Origin of the sequence: Phaeobacter sp. JH20_29 (assembly GCF_048056175.1) — a bacterium.
Lineage (GTDB): Bacteria > Pseudomonadota > Alphaproteobacteria > Rhodobacterales > Rhodobacteraceae > Phaeobacter > Phaeobacter bryozoorum.
In genome coordinates this window covers 533,325-552,080 of the sequence record NZ_JAYMWO010000013.1, presented here as the reverse complement: position 1 = coordinate 552,080, position 18,756 = coordinate 533,325, and the positions used below count along the sequence as shown (strand labels likewise).

The following is an 18,756-nucleotide window of genomic DNA, read 5'->3' as shown; positions in this document are numbered from 1 at the left end:
GACAAGGGGAAGGACAACATGAAAAAAATTCTGACAGGGATCACGACGGCGGCCATGCTGATGGGCAGCGCCGCCTACGCGGAGACGACGCTCAAGCTGGTTGAGGTGATCACCAGCCCGGAACGCACCAAGGTGCTGCAGAGCATCGTTGACGGTTACGAGGCCGCCCATCCCGATGTTTCCGTCGAAATCATCAGCCTGCCGTGGGGGCAGGCGTTTGAGAAGCTGGCGACCATGGTTGCCGGCGGCGATATCCCCGATGTTGTCGAAATGCCCGACACCTGGCAGGCGCTTTATGCAGGCTCCGGCCAGCTGGCAAGCCTCGCCGATCATGTCGCCGACTGGGAGCATGGCGCAACGCTGACAGACAAGACGATCGCAATGGGCAGCCAGGCGGGTGATCTCTACATGATCCCCTACGGGTTCTACCTGCGCGCAATGTTCTACAACAAGAAACTGCTGGCCGAAGCCGGTGTCGAACCGCCCGAAACCATGGAAGACTTCATGGCGGCATCGGCTGCGGTATCGGAACTGGACGGCAAGTCAGGCTACTGCCTGCGCGGTGGTCCGGGTGGCACCAACGGCTGGGTGATGATGGCGGCTGCGATGAACGGCACCAATGACTTCTTCACCGATGATGGCAAGAGCCGCATGAATGAGCCAGGCTCGGTCGAGGGCATCCAGTTCATGCTTGATCTCTACCAGAAGGGCTATGCCCCGAAGGATGCGGTCAGCTGGGGCTTCAATGAGATCGTCGCCGGTTTCTATTCTGGCACCTGCGCTTTCCTCGATCAGGATCCTGACGCGCTGATCGCGATTTCGGAGCGGATGCCAGCCGAGGATTTTGCGGTGATCCCGATGCCTGTCGGCCCCTCCGGCAAGGCATTCCCGACCATCGGTTTTGCAGGCTGGTCGATCTTCAATGCGACCAAGCATGAGGACGAGGCCTTTGATCTGGTGGCGGCGCTGTCTGCACCTGAGGCCAATGGCACCTGGGCCAAGCGGGTTGGTGTGATCCCGGTCCATAAGGGCGCCGATCAGGACCCCTATTTCCAGACCGAGCAATTTGCAGGCTGGTTCAAGGAGTTGAACGGTGAGCAGTATGAGCCGACCACCATGCCGACCTTTCTGGAGAAATGGGGCTATTTTGCAAGCACCGTGGTTCTGGAAACCAGCCAGGAAGCGCTTCTTGGTCAGCGCAGCGCACAGGATCTGGCCGATGAATGGGCGGATTTCCTGACCGGCGAATATGCGAAATGGCAGGCAAAGCAGTGATTGCGCGCGCCCAAAAAAACGTCGTGCCCGGGGGAACCGGGGCACGGCGCTCGCTCTACTGGCACTATATGGTGGAGCCGTTTCTCTACCTGTCGCCGATGATCCTGTTGATCGGCAGCGTCATGCTGATGCCGCTGGTGATTGGGGTGTCCTACTCGTTTCAGGCCATTGAACTGCTGAATCCTTTCGACACTGGCTGGGTCGGGTTTGAAAACTATCAAAAGCTCTGGACGGATCGCAAATTCTGGATCGCGCTTGAGAACACCTTCTTCTGGACGTTCTGGTCGATCTTCTTTCAGTTCTTTCTCGGGCTTGGGCTGGCGATGCTGCTGAACACGCAGTTCTTTGGCAAGAAGCTGTTTCAAGCGCTGGTGTTTCTGCCCTGGGCGGTGCCGACCTTTCTGTCAGCCCTGACATGGGCCTGGCTGTTCAACCCGGTGATCGGACCGATCCCGCACTGGCTGGCCGCGCTTGGGGTGCTGTCGGAGCCCTACAATATCCTGGGTGATCCTGATCTGGCGATCTGGGGGCCGATCACCGCCAATATCTGGTTTGGCGTGCCGTTTTTCGCCATCACGCTGCTGGCTGCGCTGCAGTCCATTCCGGGTGAGCTGTACGAGGCTGCCGAAATCGACGGCGCCAGCGCGTGGCAGAGCTTTACCAAGATTACCCTGCCGTTCCTGGCGCCAATGATTGCCATCACGGTGATGCTGCGCACCATCTGGATCGCCAATTTTGCCGATCTGATCTTTGTGATGACCGGGGGTGGTCCGGCCAATTCAACGCAGATCCTGTCCACCTACATCTTTACCACCGCGTTCCGCAAACTGGACTTCGGCTATGCCTCGACCATTGCGGTGGCGCTGCTGATCATCCTTCTGGCCTATGCTGTCATCCTGCTGTGGATGCGCAGACGGCTGGTCAAGATCTGAGGATCACCATGGCTAATATCGCGCGTTCATCCAGACGTCATCCAGCGCTGGCGCTTGGGAAATATGCCGCCATCGCATTCTATCTCGGCTTTGCGCTGTTTCCGCTCTACTGGCTGATGAAAATCGCCGTTACGCCCGATGCGCTGATCTTCTCCGAGGGCACGCGGATGCTGCCCAGTGCAGTGACGTTCGAGAATTTCGCCACCGTGCTGTTTGAGACCGAGTTCCTGGCCTATTTCCGCAACTCTCTGACAGTCTCGCTCGGCACGGCGTTCTTCACCACGCTGATTGCGGCCGGGGCGGGCTATGCCTTCTCGCGATTTGTCTTTGCGGGCAAGCGGATCATCATCGGTGTGATGCTGATCACCCAGATGTTCCCGCTGCTGATGATCATCGCGCCGATCTACAAGATCGTGGCTGATCTAGGCCTGCTGAACTCGCTCACCTCGCTGATCGTGGTCTACACCGCCTTCAACATCCCATTTGCGACCTTCCTCATGCAATCCTTCTTTGACGGGATCCCAAAGGATCTGGAAGAGGCCGCGATGATGGATGGCTGCACCCGGTTTCAGGCGCTGCGCACGGTGGTGTTTCCGCTGACCCTGCCGGGGCTGGGGGCGACGCTGGGTTTTGTCTTTACCGCCGCCTGGTCCGAGCTGCTGTTTGCGCTGATGCTGATTTCCAAAAATGACGCGATGACCTTCCCGGTCGGGCTGCTGACCTTCGTGTCGAAATTCTCGGTGGACTGGGGGCAGATGATGGCGGCTGGCGTGCTGGCGCTGGTGCCAAGCTGCCTGTTCTTCATTTTCATACAACGCTACCTGGTGCAGGGCCTCACGTCCGGCGCGGTCAAAGGATAGGGGGCCGGATCATGGCACGGATCGAACTCAGAGATGTTGCGAAACGCTATGGCGCCGTTGAGGTGCTGCGCGATATCAATCTTGATATTCAGGACGGTGAATTCATCGTTCTGGTCGGGCCATCAGGCTGCGGCAAATCTACCCTTCTGCGGATGATCGCAGGGCTGGAGCCGATCACGTCTGGCGATTTCGAGATCGACGGGCAGCGCATGAATGACGTGCGGCCACGGGATCGCGACATTGCCATGGTGTTCCAGTCCTACGCGCTCTATCCGCATATGGATGTCGCGCGGAACATGGGGTTTTCCATGGAGATCCGCAAGGAACCGGCAGAGGAGCGCAGATCGCGCGTCGCCAAGGCCGCCGAAACCCTAGGCCTGTCGAAACTGGTGGATCGCTTGCCCAAGGCGCTATCGGGCGGGCAGCGCCAGCGCGTTGCCATGGGGCGCGCCATCATCCGCGATCCGCGCGCGTTCCTGTTTGATGAGCCGCTGTCCAATCTGGACGCGGCGCTGCGTGTGGAGATGCGGCTGGAGATTGCTCGGCTGCACAAGCAACTGGGCGCCACGATGATCTATGTGACCCATGATCAGGTCGAGGCGCTGACGCTGGCGGACCGCATTGTGGTGTTGAATGGAGGCGATATTCAGCAGGTCGGCTCGCCGCTCGATCTCTATGAGCGGCCCGCCAATAAGTTCGTGGCGCAGTTCATCGGCTCTCCCACGATGAACATATTGCCGGTATCCGGGGCCGATAGCGGGGTGATGGCCCGCAATGGCATGATGCTGACGCTGGATCATCTGCGCGACACCGCCGCAGCTGTGGATCTTGGCATCCGACCGGAGCATCTGGATGTGGTGGCACCGGGTGAGGGGGATCTGACTGCGGTTGCAGATGTGGTTGAACGTCTGGGATCGGACACAAACATCTATGCCAATGTCGATGGGCTGGGGCCGCTTCTCGTGCGCAAACATGGCAATATTCCGGTCCGAAACGGGGATCGGCTGGGATTGCGGGTGCAGCGGCAGAATGCTCATATCTTCAACGCAAATGGCAGGGCCATCCGGCCCGCCGCCTGACGTGCGACACAAAGGAGAGTAGCCATGGTCACGCCGAACCCTGCCGGAGCGCTGGATGCAGCCGGTTTCTGGCTGGACGACCCGGATCACCGCGCTTTTCTGATAGCGGATGCTCGTCGGCAACTGGGTTTCTTTTCTGCGAGTCTGGGCAAGGGACCGGGCTTCCATACCCTTGATGCCGCCGGTCAGCCATTGCCGGACAACACACAGGAGCTGCACACAACCACGCGTATGGTGCATTCCTACGGGCTGGCGCATATCTGCGGCTATGCCGGTGCCGACCGGATCATTGACCATGGCATCGCCTATCTCAAAAGTCATCATCGCGATCCCGTCCATGGCGGGTATCTTTGGGGGATGAAGGGCGACACGGTCGCTGATGATCGCAAACTGGCCTATGGGCATGTCTTCGTGCTGCTGGCGGCCTCCACTGCCAAGCTAGCCGGGCATCCAGGTGCGGATGCGTTGCTGTCGGATGTCGCCGAGGTGCTGGACCACAGATTCTGGGAACCGCAGGCGCAGCGCTTTGCTGATGAATGGAACCGGGACTGGACGCCGTTTTCATCCTATCGCGGCATGAACGCCAATATGCACGGGGTCGAGGCGCTGCTGACAGCCTACGAAGCCACCGGCGAGTCGATGTTCCTGGAGCGAGCGGGGCATATTCTGGCGTTTTTTGTCGGTGATATCGCCGGGCAGGACGGCTGGAGACTGCCAGAGCACTATACCGAGGAGTGGGAGATTGATCGCGCCTATGCCGGTGATCCGATGTTTCGACCTGCGGGTACCACGCCGGGCCATTCCTTTGAGATGGGGCGGCTGCTGTTGCAGCACTGGGATCTGGCCGGACGGCAGGATCCAGGCGTTCCATGCCGCGCCCGGAAGCTGATCGAGCGGGCCCTGGCGGACGCCTGGCTGCCGGATGGCGGGTTTGCCTATACGCTTGACTTTGAGGGTAAGGTTGCGATGACCAATCGATTCTGGTGGCCGGTAACCGAGGCCATCGGCGCGGTTGCCGCTTTGATCAGGCTGGACGCCCGGGCCGAGGACGAGCTGTGGTATCGCCGCCTCTGGAGCTTTGCACAGGCCCATTTCATTGATGAAGAGCGCGGTGGCTGGTACCCCGAGATTGACCAGGCGGGGCAGGTGACGCAGACGATTTTTACCGGCAAGCCGGATATCTACCACGCGCTTCAGGCCTGTCTGTTGCCAATGGGCGCCTTGCAGTTGGGCCATGTGTCAGGGCTGAAACAATTGTCGAAACCGCTGTTGTCCTGAGTACGGCGCGCACCTGAAAAAAACCGGTCCGATCACCCATCCATCTGCCGCTAGTGCAGCGCCTTGGCCCGGACATTGGTGAGCCCCGCTCGGCCCGGACGGTACCTGCGCCGGGCGTCGCAGGGCGGCCGACATTATCGCGAAATATCGACGCGATGACACCGTAAAAAATCCCGACATCAACCAAATAAGGGCTTAGCGAATGAACGCTAAGCCCTTGGAAACTTTGGCTCCGGCGGTAGGGATCGAACCTACGACCAATTGATTAACAGTCAACTGCTCTACCGCTGAGCTACGCCGGAATGTGGGGCTGATATATGGCGTGCATTCTGGCGCGTCCAGAGAAAAAATGCCCTCGGCTGCATTTTTTTGACAGCTCGATCGCGCAGTGTTTTTGGCCGTGGCGGGGCTGGGGCGATTGGCGGTCTGCGCCGCGTGATGTCCAGCAATATTCCGTCGCCCGGCGATACGGGGCGTGCTGCCGCGCGGCTACTTTCCGCATCGAAACTGTGGTAGGCTTACCGGAGGGGGATCTTTTGATCTTGCAAAGCGACCGGCGCGGCGGGTGTCGGGAGACGCGGCTGGACAAGCCAATCTCGGCAGGAGAGACGAGATCGAAAATACCAGAGCCAAAGAGGCGGGACCGCGCGACTGAGTGCGGCGGTGTTCCCCCGCAAATGGGCCATCCCTGAGGGTGTCGAGCGATAATTTTGACACAGACAGAGCATCGCCAAGGGCGTGTGCTCGAAGGGGGACGAGATGGCGAAAGTGACATTTCCGGGACGTTGGCCGCCGTCGGCAAATCTTGCCAGCAGCACGGTGAAGGCCTGGCTGCGGTACGAGCGGCAGTATCCGGGTTCGCGCCGCCCGTCGCGGCTGATTTCACATCCGACGGCCCCTTATGTCGCAGAGGCCACCGCCGGGGCGGCTGACGGGCCGATCAATCTGGCTGCGCTGACCGGCGCGGCGGCCGACTATCTGAAACACCTGAGAGCCTATGTGAACGCGACAACTCCGCCTCTGGGCGCGGCGGACCCGATGCTGGACCTGATTGCAGGTGTCGCCTCCGCTGGAAGCCTGCTTCACTGGTGCGATATCTGGCCGGAAATTGATGGGCCGTCGACCAGGTTGAAAGGGCACATTGCCAGTTGGAACATGTCACGCAATCCGAAGGGTGCGATGCCAGGCACCGTGATCCTGGTCGCGACCGAGGGGATCGAGAACCCATTGCTCTCGTCGTTCCTGATGCGGTTTCCCTCAGCAGGATTTCGGGTGCCGGTTGAGGTGCGCCAGACAACACGCGGCTTTGATCTGATCATCCGTGGTCTGACAGCTGAATTCCCGGGCGGTGCAAATCGCGCGCTGTCGGCGATCCTGGCCAACAGCAGTGCTGACGAAAAACAGTCCATTCTGAGCCGGTTGGCGCAGCCGTTGTCAAGCGTTCCGATCGGGTTTCAGGCGGCAGATGATCCTGCAACGGCCGAACCGCAGGCCGCCACGGATACCGGCGATTTGCCGACGGCATCGACCACCGATGATGCTGCGGACAGCGACACGGGCGGCGAGGCGCCCCCGGTCGTATCAGCGCCGCGCATGATGTCGATGCTTGAGGAAACTATCGCCAAACAGGCCGGGGTGGAGGCGCGGTCGCTGTTGTTGCAGGATATCCAGTTTTCGGCGGAACAGGACAATGTCGCTGCGGGGGCCTGGGAGATGACGCTGGTCCTGCTGGCGCGCGGGCAGGAGACAACGCGCGGCGCGCCGCTCAGCTATCGGCTGACGGTGCGTCTGCGGTTGCAGGACCTCGCTCAGAACAGCGTCGAAGTCGTGTCGGTGACGCGGGTGCCGCTGGTGAGCCATGCAGTGGCAGGTGGTGGCCCCCGGGTGCCGGAGCTGGAGCCATTTGTGCGGGTGTTCCCGGTGCCGCCACCGGATTGGCGCGGGCACCCGGCGCCGCCCTTGTCCTGGCGGCGCCCCACGCGGCCGGACAAGATCCTTGACCTGTTCCGCGAAAATCGCGCGATTAAGCTGGATCTGGGGATGAAGATGCAGCGACCGGCCTATGTGGTGCGCAATTGCCCGCGTTTTGTGCCGGGTGATGGTCACGGCGATCTGCCCAAGCCGCTGCCGCCGATGGATGTGTCAGATGTGCCGCCACGCCGCAACCTGTCCACCGCAATCAGCGCCTATTGGCATAGCACGGTGTTCTTTGACAGCATGAGCGGGCTGGGTTTGGCACCGGATGCCTATGTTGCGACGGCGGACGGACCGCTGGCCGTGCATTACCGCTCGGGCATCGTGCCCGGACCCGGCAGAAGCGGTCGGACAATCAACGCGCAGGTGCGTTACGACGTGGCGCCGGATGCCGCCCAGCAGAGCAAGCCGAGCATCGACATGCATCTGGCGCTGGCCAATCTCAACCGCTGGGCCAGGGTCAAGCCGGGGACGCCAGACAGCCAGCTGGAGCCGCTGGGCATCGCCAGCAGCGGGCGCTGGATGCTGCATGAATTCGGTCATTACCTGCTGGCGGCGCGGATCGGGCAGCTTGAGTTCGATTTCGCCCATAGCGCCGGCGATTCCATGGCGGCGGTTTTCTTTGACCCGTTGTCGGATCTGTCCAGCCCGGCCTATCCGGGCGATGCACGGATGCGGGGATGGACCTTCCCGTTTGTCTTTGCGCCACGGCGGCACGATCGCACCCCGGCCATGGGCTGGGGCTGGTACGGTCTGCTGAACCGCTCGGTTGTTGAGGATCCGCCCAAGTCCGGCACCGAGCATAAGGCCTATCTGACGGAGCAGATCCTGTCGTCGTCATGTTTCCTGCTTTACCGCGCGCTTGGCGGCGATACGCTGGCAGGGAGCGACGCCGATTGGGGGCAACGCACCCGCGCCTCCGATATGACGCTGTATCTGCTGCTGCAGGCAATGGCAGGTCTGGCGCAATCGCCGTCGCGCGCTGAAATGCTGGAGGTTGGGATGGAAGCCGCAGGCTGGGGTGCCCCGGCGTTGGTTCCGCTGCCCAGAGGCGGGGCAGAGTGGCAGCCGGCAACCTCGCACAAGGTGACACGATGGGCCTTTGAAACCATGGGCATGTTTCCGGCGAACCCGGAGAAGATCAGCAGCAAGGCGGGAGCGGCCCCGGTGGTGGATATCTACATCCGCGATCGCCGCGCCGATGTTTTTCCAACTGGTGATGGCCCGGTGACAGTGGGGCGCGGCAGCTATCTGCCGGTCTCTCTGCACTGGGCGCAGGATGCTGATTGGGTGATGCCGGGACTGGTGCCGGATCTCGGTAACCGGGGAACGGTCGCGGCGCAGGGTGCGGGGCTGCGCGTCTGGGGCGGATGGGTCCTGAACGATAAACCGATCTCGCAGATTATGGACCGAAGCATCCTCTGGAGTCCGCATCCGCTTGCGCTGGGGCCTTGTGACATCGGCCCGGATCAGCAGGCGGCATCGGATCTGACGCAGAATGACGCGCAGCAGATCACGCAGCTCTGTAAAGATACGCGCAATGCAGCACCCGCAGGGCTGCAGCTGGTGTTTTTCTATGAGCTGACCCATGTGAATGACCGCGCCAATACCGACCCCGCAGCGGGACTGGCGCCGCAGATCGGCGCAGGCGAAACCCCGCCACAGACGGTGCAGGCCCTTGTCGATCTGGTCGCCTGTGACAACAATCTGGGCCTGCACATGATCGGCTAGAGTCGGGAGCCAAGAGGTCCCGGAGCTCAGGCGATTTCGCTCGAAATCCACGGTGTCGGCCATTCTGTCTTGGCCTTGTCAAGGATACGGTGCAGCGTCGGAACATTGAGATGTGCCCAGGGGACTGGCCCGGCGTTCGGACCAACCGGCGCGCGGTCCATCATGCAATACCAGATCCCCGCCGCGATATGGCGGCCCGCGGTTGAATCCGACGGGTAGTGCACGCCGATCCGCTCGCGGTTCACCGCGATCCGGTTGGCCATGGTCAGCAGCGGCGAGGCGATAACGTTGGTGCCAAGCAGATCGTCATAGGTCGGCTTGCGCAGCAGAGTGCCTGCCGGGATCTGGATATTGGTTCCCGTGCCATCGGACTCATAGCCCCTCACCACGCCAAATCGCTGTGCGATGCCCGGAATCTCCAGCAGTAGCAGCGACAGGAAATGGGCGAGAAAGGCGTGGCCGCTGGGAAAGGCAGGATGGGCAGGCGGACCAAATGGCACCGTTAGCCCCGGACGCAGAATTGAGGGGCGGACCCGCTTGTAATGGGCTTTGTAGCTCATATAGGCGACATTGCCGACCGCCAGTCCCAGATCAATAAGCTTCAGCGTGAAGGGGTGATCAAAGCTGTTGGCCCCCAAAAAATGGATCAGATAGGCCGGCAGGCCATCGGCCTGAATGTCGCATTCGACCATATATTGCTGACGGTCATCCTCCATATACATCTTGAGCACTTCCAGCTCGGCGACGATGATCTCAAAGGCCTCCTTGGCGGCGTCCTGAGATTGCGTTGGGGTTCCGGTTTGGACATAGCGCCAGCGCAGATCGTTTTGTTCCAGCCAGCGGTCGCCGACATGGGCGGGATGCCAGTTCTGGTATTGCGATGCGAATTCCAGTGCTGCCATGGTGCCGGGTTCGGACCTGTCCGCCGCACGCAGCCATTCCCCAAGGTTCGGGTCAAATGGCAGCGCCCAGAACCGCAGAGCAGGATCCCAGTCCTCGGTGATCCATTCCAGCGCGATAGGGTATTGCGGTTGCGGCGGTGTGCCTTTGTCCTTTGGGATCTGATAGGGTGTGATGATCATCGACAGCGGGAAGGGATCGCCACCGTTGTTGTCCGGGCTGAAATCCAGCGTCCAGGGCAGAAGTCCCAGTTCTTTGGGCGTTGCGTAGTAGCTGCGCAGAATGCCGATGCCGGCGTCTGCGCCATTGCCCATAAGATAGCCGTTATCCTCAATCCCTAATCCCAGACCCGCGCCAAGCCCCAGACCGTTGCCGAGGCCCAGACCATTGCCGAGACCCAGGCCAAGTCCTTGACCTGCGCCCAAACCCAGCCCGTTGCCAAGTCCTAATCCCAGGCCGTTACCAAGCCCCAGACCATTGCCCAAGCCGAGGCCGTTGCCAAGCCCAAGACCATTGCCCAAACCAAGACCGAGCCCAAGTCCCAGACCAAGCCCGTTCGACGACGCTTGCGAGTTGCCATGTCCAGCCATCAGTAATCCCCCTTAAACCGTTGAATACGTGTTAAAAACAAACTGTGTGACTGCGCGTGTCGGTGCTCTGCCGGTCTGCCTCTTGATGTCCTTCCTGCTTGCCGGGTTGCCCCGATCATTGTTGTTCCAAATCCTAGTCAGGCAGCCCTGCGCGTGTCAGACCATCGGTCAGACGACCCAGGGCTTCCTTTGATTTCAGCGGATACCAGGTCGCAAATTTCGATACCGAAAATCCCGGATCCAGTTCGATTATTTCTCGGCCCACCTTGCGGGCGCTCTCGGTCTGCCCGCTGAGCGCAAAGGCGGCGGCGAGCAGCCGGAGGCTGGCCATGAACCGCGGTTTGTTGCGGCGGGCGTTCTTCAGGAACCGGATCGCTTCAGGCATGTTGCCATCGACAAATTCAGCAAGGCCCGCAGCAGTCAGGAAGAAGAAGCTCAACGGATCATAGGGTGCCAGTCGCCAGACATTGAGCAACCGTTCACGGGCCTCGGCGCCGTCGCCAAGATAGGCATATGTCGTCGCACTCAGCCCCCAGGCCAGCGGCAGGTTCATATTATGGGCCAGCGCATCCTCGAAGAGTTCCAGCGCATCCTCGGGGCTGTTCTCATGCAGGCTGAGCACATGGGCGCGGATCGACAGGGTCAGCGCGTCATCGGGGTCCAGCTCGACCGCGCGGCGGGAATGGTTGATCATGGTCAGAATATCGTCGCGCGGGTTGTGGGAATACCCTTCTGCCAGAAAGAAATTCATGCACCAGGCCAGATAGGCGTGAGCCTGGGGGTAATTAGGGTCGAGAGACACGGCGCGCTTCAACAGAGCGATGGCCTCTTCATAGCTGTAGTCATCCAGCTGATAGAGCCGCGCCAGCGCCCGCAGGACACATTTATAGGCGTCCAGGCTCTCTGTGCTGCGTGCGCTGATATGCTCCGCCTCGGTCGACAGAACCTTGGGTTCCAGCATGGCCAGAATGCTGGAGGCGATTTCATCCTGAAAGGCAAAAAGATCCTGTAGGTCACCGCGATAGGTCTGGGCCCAGATCGCCCGGTTGCGCAGAACATCCATCAATTCGACAAAGATGCGGAGCTGGTCGCCATGCTGGTCGACGGAGCCGGTCAGCAGATAGGCGACGCCTAGATTGCGGCCGATCTTGGCAGGGTTTTCCTTGCTACTGCGGAATTGCAGCGTCGAGGTGCGCGCCATGACGAACATGGTGCGGCTGCGGGAGACGCCGGAGATGATCTCCTCGGTGATGCCATCGCCGAAATACTGTTCCTCGGCCTGCGCACCGCGATCCTGAAACGGCAGGACCGCCAGCGTCGGGCGGTTTTTCCAGTCAGCATGAGGATGTAGCAGAACACTGTCGCCGCTGCTGCTGAGGACCTGATAGACGTGGACGGGCCGGTCAATATTCTTCAACAGCGGCGCGCCGAGGTCGTGAAACCTGAGCGACAGCTTCCCGCGGACGATATCGCGGACCATTTTGGTGACCACCACGGTGCCCGGATTGGCGAGCTGATGAATGCGCGAGGCGATGACAACACCGTCGGACTGCACTGTCCCCTCATCGTCGATCACATCGTCGATATTGACACCGATACGGATTTCCATCGGGCTCTCTTCGGCGACCTGCTGGCGCAACCGATCCTGAACAGCCATCGCCCAGAGCACGGCATCCGTGGCGCTGGTGAATTCGACCAGTAGCGCATCCCCGGCATCCGACCGACGCACGCCGCCATAGCGTTTCAGCTCATCCAGCAGCACGGTGTCGCGCAGCTCGCACCAGCGACGGACAGTCTCAGTTGTGCTGATCTCCATATGCCGTGTGTAGTCTGCCACATCGGCAAAGGCGAAAGCTGTCAGTCGCGTCGAGATCTTTGGAAACGTTGTTGGGATGGGCCTTTGCATGGATGATGTCCTGCCGCCAGTAGGGGGGCAGTATATCGAACGGTCGCGATTTTTAAAGAATGTAGACCGGCGGTTTGCGCATCTTTGCCAGCTATCTGCGAAATGGGCACCCTGCCGGATGATCAGCTTTGAGAGCTATCAACCTCAGGGTAGACGGCGGTCTTTTTCACCACTCCGTAGACGAAACTGGTGTCAATCGAACTGATGCCGCCGATGGGATGCAGGCGCGCGCGTACGAAGCGTTCGTAATCTTCCAGATCGGCCACCACCACACGCAGCAGATAATCGGCAAGGCCAGTCATCACGAAACATTCCAGAACCTCAGGCGTGCCACGGATCTGGCGTTCAAAGTTGGCCACCACGCTTTCGGTATGGTTCTCCAGGCTGACCCGCACAAAGACCGTGACCGGCAGGCCATAGACCTTGGCATCAACGTCGATGCTATAGCCCTGAATGACATTGCTGCTTTCAAGAATGCGCAGCCGGCGCAGGCAGGGAGAGGGTGAGAGGTTGACCTCCGCCGCGAGATCGAGATTCGTCATCCGCCCATTGCGTTGCAAGGCCCGTATGATGCGTCTGTCCGTCGCGTCCAATTTTGGCTTCTCTGGCATATTATGCCAATCCTTATGCTGTTTGAAGGTAAATTAGCAACTAATCGCCCATCTGACCATCCTAAGATGCTGGAAACACATTAGGGTGATTTTCATGAAAAAGACCGACTCCAGCTTTTCAACACGTGCAATCCACCATGGCTATGACTCGCAGTCGCAGCAGGGGGCGTTGAACCCGCCGCTTTATCTGACCTCGACCTTTACCTTCGACTCCGCCGAGGCGGGCGGCGAGATGTTCACCGGTGAGCGCGAGGGGCATTTCTACAGCCGCATTTCCAACCCGACACTGGACCATCTGGAGCAGCGCATCGCCAATCTTGAGGGCGGCGAAGCCGGGCTTGCGACCGCTTCCGGCATGGGCGCAATCACCTCGACCCTATGGTCGTTTCTAGCGGCCGGGGATGAAATCATCCTAGACAAGACACTATATGGCTGCACGTTTTCCTTCATGACCCACGGGCTGCCACGATTTGGCGTCAATGTGCGTCTGGTCGATATGACAGATCCCTCAAATCTGGCAGAGGCGATCAGCCCGAAAACCAAACTGGTCTATTTCGAAACCCCGGCAAATCCCAACAATCGCCTGATCGACATCGCGGCGATTTCCGAGATCGCGCATAAAGCTGGTGCAAAGGTGGTTGTCGACAACACCTTTGCCACGCCAGTGATCACACGCCCGATCGAACTGGGCGCCGATATTGTGGTGCATTCGGCAACGAAATTCATCAGCGGCCATGGCGATGTGATCGCCGGTCTGGTTGTCGGCTCCAAGGAGGACGTCACCCAGATCCGTCTTGTCGGGCTGAAGGATATGACCGGTGCGGTGATGTCACCCTTTAGTGCGATGCTGTTGATGCGCGGTTTGAAGACGCTTGAACTGCGAATGGAGCGTCACTGCAAATCCGCCCGCAAGGTGGCTGAGGCGCTGCAATCCCACCCGGCGGTGGAGCGGGTCTATTACCCGGGCCTTGACGGCTTTGCACAGAATGAACTGGCCGCGCGGCAGATGTCGGGCTTTGGCGGGATGATCCCCTTTGAGGTTGTTGGTGGCAAGGCTGGCGGTATCGCCATGATGAACCGGCTGGAGCTGGTCCAGCGCGCGGTGTCGCTGGGCGACGCCGAAACGCTGATCCAGCACCCGGCCAGCATGACCCATTCGACCTATACCCCCGAAGAGCGTGCAGAACATGGCATCGCCGAGGGGCTGCTGCGGATGTCAGTTGGGCTTGAAGGTGTCGATGATATCATCGACGATCTGATGCAGGCGCTGTCCTCGCATAACGCTTACGCCGCCGCCTGAGTATGGCGGCCCCTGGTGGGGTGTTTCATTCCGCCAGATTTGACAGGTCCCCTCCGCATTCGTGCGGGAGGGAGAGTATCTTCACCTAATCAATGAGTTGACCCATGACCTCTTCAGTGGCCGCGCCGATACCTTCCTCCAAAACGCTCAAGACGATCGAGCAGCGGCTATTGTGGCTGTCCCACTGGATGATCCACAACGCCAACCACCTGCGCCCCAAGGCGGACGGCATCAAGGTTGGCGGTCATCAGGCCAGCTCGGCTTCGATGGTGTCGATCATGACCGCGCTCTACTTCAGCGCGCTGCGGCCAGAGGACCGGGTGGCGGTGAAACCCCATGCCTCGCCGATCTTTCATGCGATCCAGTATCTGATGGGCAACCAGACCCGCGAGAAGATGGAAAACTTCCGCGGCTTTGGTGGTGTGCAGAGCTATCCGAGCCGCACGAAGGATATTGATGACGTGGATTTCTCAACCGGCTCCGTGGGGCTTGGGGTGGCGATCACCTCCTTTGCGTCGATGGTCCAGGATTATGTTACCGCGAAATCCTGGGGATCCGATGCGCCAAAGGGGCGGATGGTCGCGCTTGTCGGCGATGCCGAACTGGACGAGGGCAATGTTTACGAATGCCTTCAGGAGGGATGGAAGAACGACCTGCGCAACACCTGGTGGATCATCGACTATAATCGCCAGTCGCTGGATGGGATCGTGCGCGAAGGGCTGTTTCAGCGGATCGAGAAGATCTTCGACGCCTTCGGCTGGGATGTGGTGAAGGTGAAATACGGCGCCTTGCAGCGCGCCGCCTTTGAGGAGCCGGGCGGTGACAAGCTGCGCCAGTGGATTGATGACTGTCCCAATCAGACCTATTCGGCGCTGACCTTCATGGGTGGTGCTGTCTGGCGTCAGCATCTGCTGGATGATCTGGGCGATCAGGGCGACGTCAGCGCACTGATCGAGCGCCGCTCCGATGCAGAGCTGGCAGCCTTGATGGAGAACCTCGGCGGCAACTGCGTTGCGACCATGGCCGAGACATTTGCCGCCATCGACCATGACCGCCCGGTCTGTTTCCTCGCCTATACGGTCAAGGGCTGGGGCACACCCATTGCCGGCCACAAGGACAATCACGGCGGGCTGATGAACAAGACCCAGATGGCCGAATGGCAGCGCTATATGGGGGTTGCCGAGGGGCAGGAGTGGGAGCCCTTTGCGACCGTGCAGAACCCCGCTGCATTGCAGAGTTTTCTGGATCAGGTGCCGTTTTTTGCAAAAGGGGCGCGGCGTTATCACGATGCCCGCCTGCCGGTGCCGACAGTCGAGGTGAAAACCGACCGCGAGATGTCGACCCAGATGGGCTTTGGCAAGATCCTCGATGATCTCTCCAAAGGTGACAGCGACCTTGCCGCGCGCATTGTGACCATGTCGCCGGATGTGACGGGGACCACGAACCTTGGCCCCTGGGTAAACCGGCGCAAGCTCTTTGCACGTACGGCGCAGGCGGATGCCTTTATCGAACACAAGATCCCCTCAACCGCGAAGTGGGAGTTCACGCCAGAAGGCCAGCATATCGAGCTGGGCATCGCCGAAATGAACCTGTTCCTGCTGCTGGGGGCTGCCGGCCTGTCGCAATCGCTGTTTGGCAAGCGGCTGATCCCTATCGGCACGGTCTATGATCCCTTTGTGGCGCGTGGCCTCGATGCGCTGAACTACGCCTGTTATCAGGATGCCCGCTTCATGATCGTGGGCACGCCTTCCGGCGTGACCCTGGCGCCGGAAGGCGGTGCGCATCAATCCATCGGCTCACCTCTCATCGGGATGAGCCAGGACGGGCTGGCCGCCTTTGAGCCGGCTTTTGTGGATGAGCTGGCGGTGATCATGGAATGGGCCTTTGATTATCTTCAGCGCGACGGCGAGGGCGATCCGGATGAACGCACCTGGCTCCGGGATGAGACCGGCGGTTCCGTCTATCTGCGCCTGACCACCAACCCGATTGAACAGCCGGGCAAGCGGGTTGATGACGCCTTCCGTCAGGGCGCGATTGATGGCGCCTATTGGCTGAAGCAGCCGGGGCCGAACTGCGATGTGGTGATTGCCTATCAGGGGGCGGTTGCGCCGGAGGCGATCAAGGCCGCTGCCGCCATCGGCGAGGGACGCCGCGATGTCGGCGTTCTGGCGGTGACCTCGGCCGACCGGCTGAACGCAGGCTGGACTGCTGCGCAGCGGGCCCGGGCGCGCGGTGTGCCGCAGGCACAAAGCCATATCGAGGCATTGCTGGCGGAGCTGCCGCGTCACTGTAAACTGATCACGGTGATCGACGGCCACCCGGCGACGCTGAGCTGGCTGGGCAGTGTGCAGGGCCATCAGAGCATTCCGCTGGGGGTCGAGCATTTCGGTCAGACCGGCACCATCGCCGATCTCTATCGCCACTTCGGCATTGATGCGCAGGCGATCACCGAAGCGGCCGATGGGCTGACCGCAGGCAGACGGCTAAAGGTCGTATAGCAACCTCGACCCAATGCAGCGCCAGCCCTGACCGATTGGCAAAGGTAGGAAAGCGGCAGGCATCCGTGCGCCCCCGCGCATCCCGTCGCGCAGGCCCCGCCACCGCCCGCTGGGATTAAGAGGCCAATACAAAACGGCTCCCGAAGTGATCTTCGGGAGCCGTATGTGCTGAAGGTCGGCAGGCGGGCCAAGCGGGAGTTCGGTGCCGTCGCATAGGGTGCCCCCTATCTGCACTACGTGGGCCTCAACGAAATCACGATACGTATAGATCGATAACTTTGCGGGCCTCAGCGATCACCTCTTCGCGAAATGCGGCTGGCCCATGGACCTCGGCCTCAGCGCCCAGAGATAGAACGTCACGGATGGCCTTTACGCCAACCTCCATTTGTACGTTTACGCAGAACCATCCTTTTCGTTTCGGGATCAGAGCAGGGGACTGCGGTGCAAAACCCATTTCGTTCAACATGCGCAGGCCTGTTGAACTGACATGAAGTGCAACGGATTGAGACTTCAGCCGGTGCTCGAAATCTGCGATCCAGCTGTTCCAAAAGGCGCTGATATCAAAAGTCGTCGGGCGTGAGAACGTGTCGTCAAGAACCTTGATGCTCCGGATATTTGCAATCTTGTAGACACGTGGGGTTTCGACGAGCGCAACGAGATACCAGTTACCGGCTTTCAGGACAATCGCCAGGGGCGATACAACGCGGTCCACGACGCCTTTCCAGCTCTCGTATTCTATCGACAGTCGCCGTTCATTCCACACCGCAGCGGCAACCTCCGACACAAATGGAGCAGTGTCCTTCTTTCGATACCAACCCTGCGGATCCAACAAAAACCGCTCGGAAACAACAATGGCCTGATCGCGCGCGGGACCAGAGAGCGAAGCCATGACTTTTAGCTCTGTTTGGCTCGCAGCTTTCAGCAAACCCAGATCATCCAATGCAGAACCAAGCCCAGCCAGCAGCAGGCTGCGTGCTTCATCCGCATCAAGGCCTGTCAAACGGGTCTGGTATCCATCCATCAACCGATACCCGCCGCCTCGTCCCCGCTCGGCGAAAACCGGGACACCTGCATAGCTCAGCTGATCGATGTCCCTGTGGATCGTGCGCAAGCTGACCTCAAACTCATCGGCCAATTGCTGTGCCGTCATCAGGCCGCGGGTTTGGAGAAGCAACAAAATTGACAGTAAACGAGAAGATTTCATCTGCTCTCTCAAAAACATGACACGAAGTGTCATGTTATGTCGTTCATAAGCACTCTTGTCACGAAAGATAAGGGAGACACCATGCACACCGATCACGACCCCACGGCGACAACCGCTGTTGAGAATGATTTTGACTTCATGTTCGGGTCTTGGACTGTAAAGCACAGACGCTTGAAGGAGCGGCTAACCGGCTGCGATGATTGGGAGGTTTTCGATGGCCTTTCGCAAACGCAGCCAATTCTTGCAGGCAATGGAAATATTGAAGACAACTTTGTCGGGTTTCCTGGGCAGCCTTATCGCGCGATTGCGTTGCGAAGCTTCGATCCTGGTTCAGGGGTGTGGGCAATCTGGTGGCTCGACGGTAGATCACCCCACATGCTTGATACGCCGGTAAAAGGTGCATTTACAGGAGATATCGGCGAATTTCGCGCCAATGACGTGTTGAATGGGCAGCCTATAATAGTCCGATTTCTTTGGAAAAAAGGGCCGGTGCCGCGATGGGAGCAGGCGTTTTCAACCGACGATGGAACCACATGGGAAACCAACTGGACGATGGACTTTACACCGGCTGCCTGATGAACGACAGGGTTCTGCCGGATAACGGGCTTTGGGACGGAG

13 protein-coding genes and 1 tRNA gene are annotated in these 18,756 nt (G+C 60.0%); 9 read left to right on the top strand and 5 right to left on the bottom strand.

The features are described from left to right. Nucleotides 1-18: 18 nt before the first annotated feature. The 5 genes from VWZ85_RS12425 to VWZ85_RS12405 are packed head-to-tail and all read left to right on the top strand — an operon-like array spanning nt 19 to nt 5,424. Complete coding sequence (locus tag VWZ85_RS12425) at nt 19-1,275, top strand: ABC transporter substrate-binding protein (protein WP_340545676.1); 1,257 nt, start codon at nt 19-21, stop codon at nt 1,273-1,275. Beyond that, nucleotides 1,257-2,207 carry a carbohydrate ABC transporter permease gene (locus VWZ85_RS12420; RefSeq protein WP_340545675.1) on the top strand — a complete coding sequence of 317 codons (951 nt, stop codon included), beginning with the start codon at nt 1,257-1,259 and terminating at the stop codon, nt 2,205-2,207. Before VWZ85_RS12425 ends, VWZ85_RS12420 begins: the two co-directional genes overlap by 19 nt. Nucleotides 2,208-2,215: 8 nt before the next feature. After that, entirely contained in the window at nt 2,216-3,067 is an 852-nt protein-coding gene (locus tag VWZ85_RS12415; protein ID WP_416534881.1) for a carbohydrate ABC transporter permease, read from the top strand. 11 nt (nt 3,068-3,078) lie between these two features. Continuing rightward, nucleotides 3,079-4,146 (top strand): ABC transporter ATP-binding protein, encoded by a 1,068-nt coding sequence (locus VWZ85_RS12410; protein WP_340545673.1) that lies wholly within the window; start codon nt 3,079-3,081, stop codon nt 4,144-4,146. 24 nt (nt 4,147-4,170) lie between these two features. Further along, a complete protein-coding gene (locus tag VWZ85_RS12405; RefSeq protein WP_416588526.1) occupies nt 4,171-5,424 on the top strand; it encodes an AGE family epimerase/isomerase in 1,254 nt (417 codons plus the stop codon). A gap of 227 nt (nt 5,425-5,651) precedes the next feature. On the opposite strand, the gene VWZ85_RS12400 is transcribed toward VWZ85_RS12405, so the two are convergent. Then, a tRNA-Asn gene (locus tag VWZ85_RS12400) sits at nt 5,652-5,726 on the bottom strand. Nucleotides 5,727-6,183: 457 nt separating this feature from the next. Between VWZ85_RS12400 and VWZ85_RS12395 the strand changes: the two genes are divergently transcribed. Further along, the gene (locus tag VWZ85_RS12395; RefSeq protein ID WP_416588524.1) at nt 6,184-9,129 is read left to right on the top strand and encodes a hypothetical protein; all 2,946 of its coding nucleotides are present in this window, start codon (nt 6,184-6,186) and stop codon (nt 9,127-9,129) included. A gap of 26 nt (nt 9,130-9,155) precedes the next feature. Here the strand turns inward: VWZ85_RS12395 and VWZ85_RS12390 are convergent, their stop codons facing one another. The 3 genes from VWZ85_RS12390 to VWZ85_RS12380 all read right to left on the bottom strand — a co-directional run bounded on the left by VWZ85_RS12390 (nt 9,156) and on the right by VWZ85_RS12380 (nt 13,136). Beyond that, nucleotides 9,156-10,619 (bottom strand): phosphatase PAP2 family protein, encoded by a 1,464-nt coding sequence (locus VWZ85_RS12390; RefSeq protein WP_416588523.1) that lies wholly within the window; start codon nt 10,617-10,619, stop codon nt 9,156-9,158. A 133-nt stretch (nt 10,620-10,752) separates the two neighbouring features. After that, nucleotides 10,753-12,525 (bottom strand): adenylate/guanylate cyclase domain-containing protein, encoded by a 1,773-nt coding sequence (locus VWZ85_RS12385; RefSeq protein ID WP_416588521.1) that lies wholly within the window; start codon nt 12,523-12,525, stop codon nt 10,753-10,755. Nucleotides 12,526-12,647: 122 nt separating this feature from the next. After that, the gene (locus tag VWZ85_RS12380) at nt 12,648-13,136 is read right to left on the bottom strand and encodes an Lrp/AsnC family transcriptional regulator (RefSeq protein WP_340545668.1); all 489 of its coding nucleotides are present in this window, start codon (nt 13,134-13,136) and stop codon (nt 12,648-12,650) included. A gap of 94 nt (nt 13,137-13,230) precedes the next feature. Between VWZ85_RS12380 and VWZ85_RS12375 the strand changes: the two genes are divergently transcribed. Both VWZ85_RS12375 and VWZ85_RS12370 read left to right on the top strand, forming a co-directional pair. Beyond that, nucleotides 13,231-14,436, top strand: coding sequence for a methionine gamma-lyase (locus VWZ85_RS12375; protein ID WP_416538794.1), 1,206 nt, complete (start codon nt 13,231-13,233; stop codon nt 14,434-14,436). A 104-nt stretch (nt 14,437-14,540) separates the two neighbouring features. Continuing rightward, nucleotides 14,541-16,934 (top strand): 1-deoxy-D-xylulose-5-phosphate synthase N-terminal domain-containing protein, encoded by a 2,394-nt coding sequence (locus VWZ85_RS12370; RefSeq protein WP_416588519.1) that lies wholly within the window; start codon nt 14,541-14,543, stop codon nt 16,932-16,934. 253 nt (nt 16,935-17,187) lie between these two features. Here VWZ85_RS12370 and VWZ85_RS12365 read toward each other — a convergent pair whose 3' ends face one another. Then, entirely contained in the window at nt 17,188-18,171 is a 984-nt protein-coding gene (locus tag VWZ85_RS12365; RefSeq protein WP_416538792.1) for a helix-turn-helix transcriptional regulator, read from the bottom strand. 48 nt (nt 18,172-18,219) lie between these two features. On the opposite strand from VWZ85_RS12365, the gene VWZ85_RS12360 reads away from it, so the two are divergent. Next, nucleotides 18,220-18,714: a DUF1579 domain-containing protein gene (locus VWZ85_RS12360; protein ID WP_416588515.1), complete on the top strand. Its 495-nt coding sequence runs from the start codon at nt 18,220-18,222 to the stop codon at nt 18,712-18,714. Nucleotides 18,715-18,756: the final 42 nt, after the last annotated feature.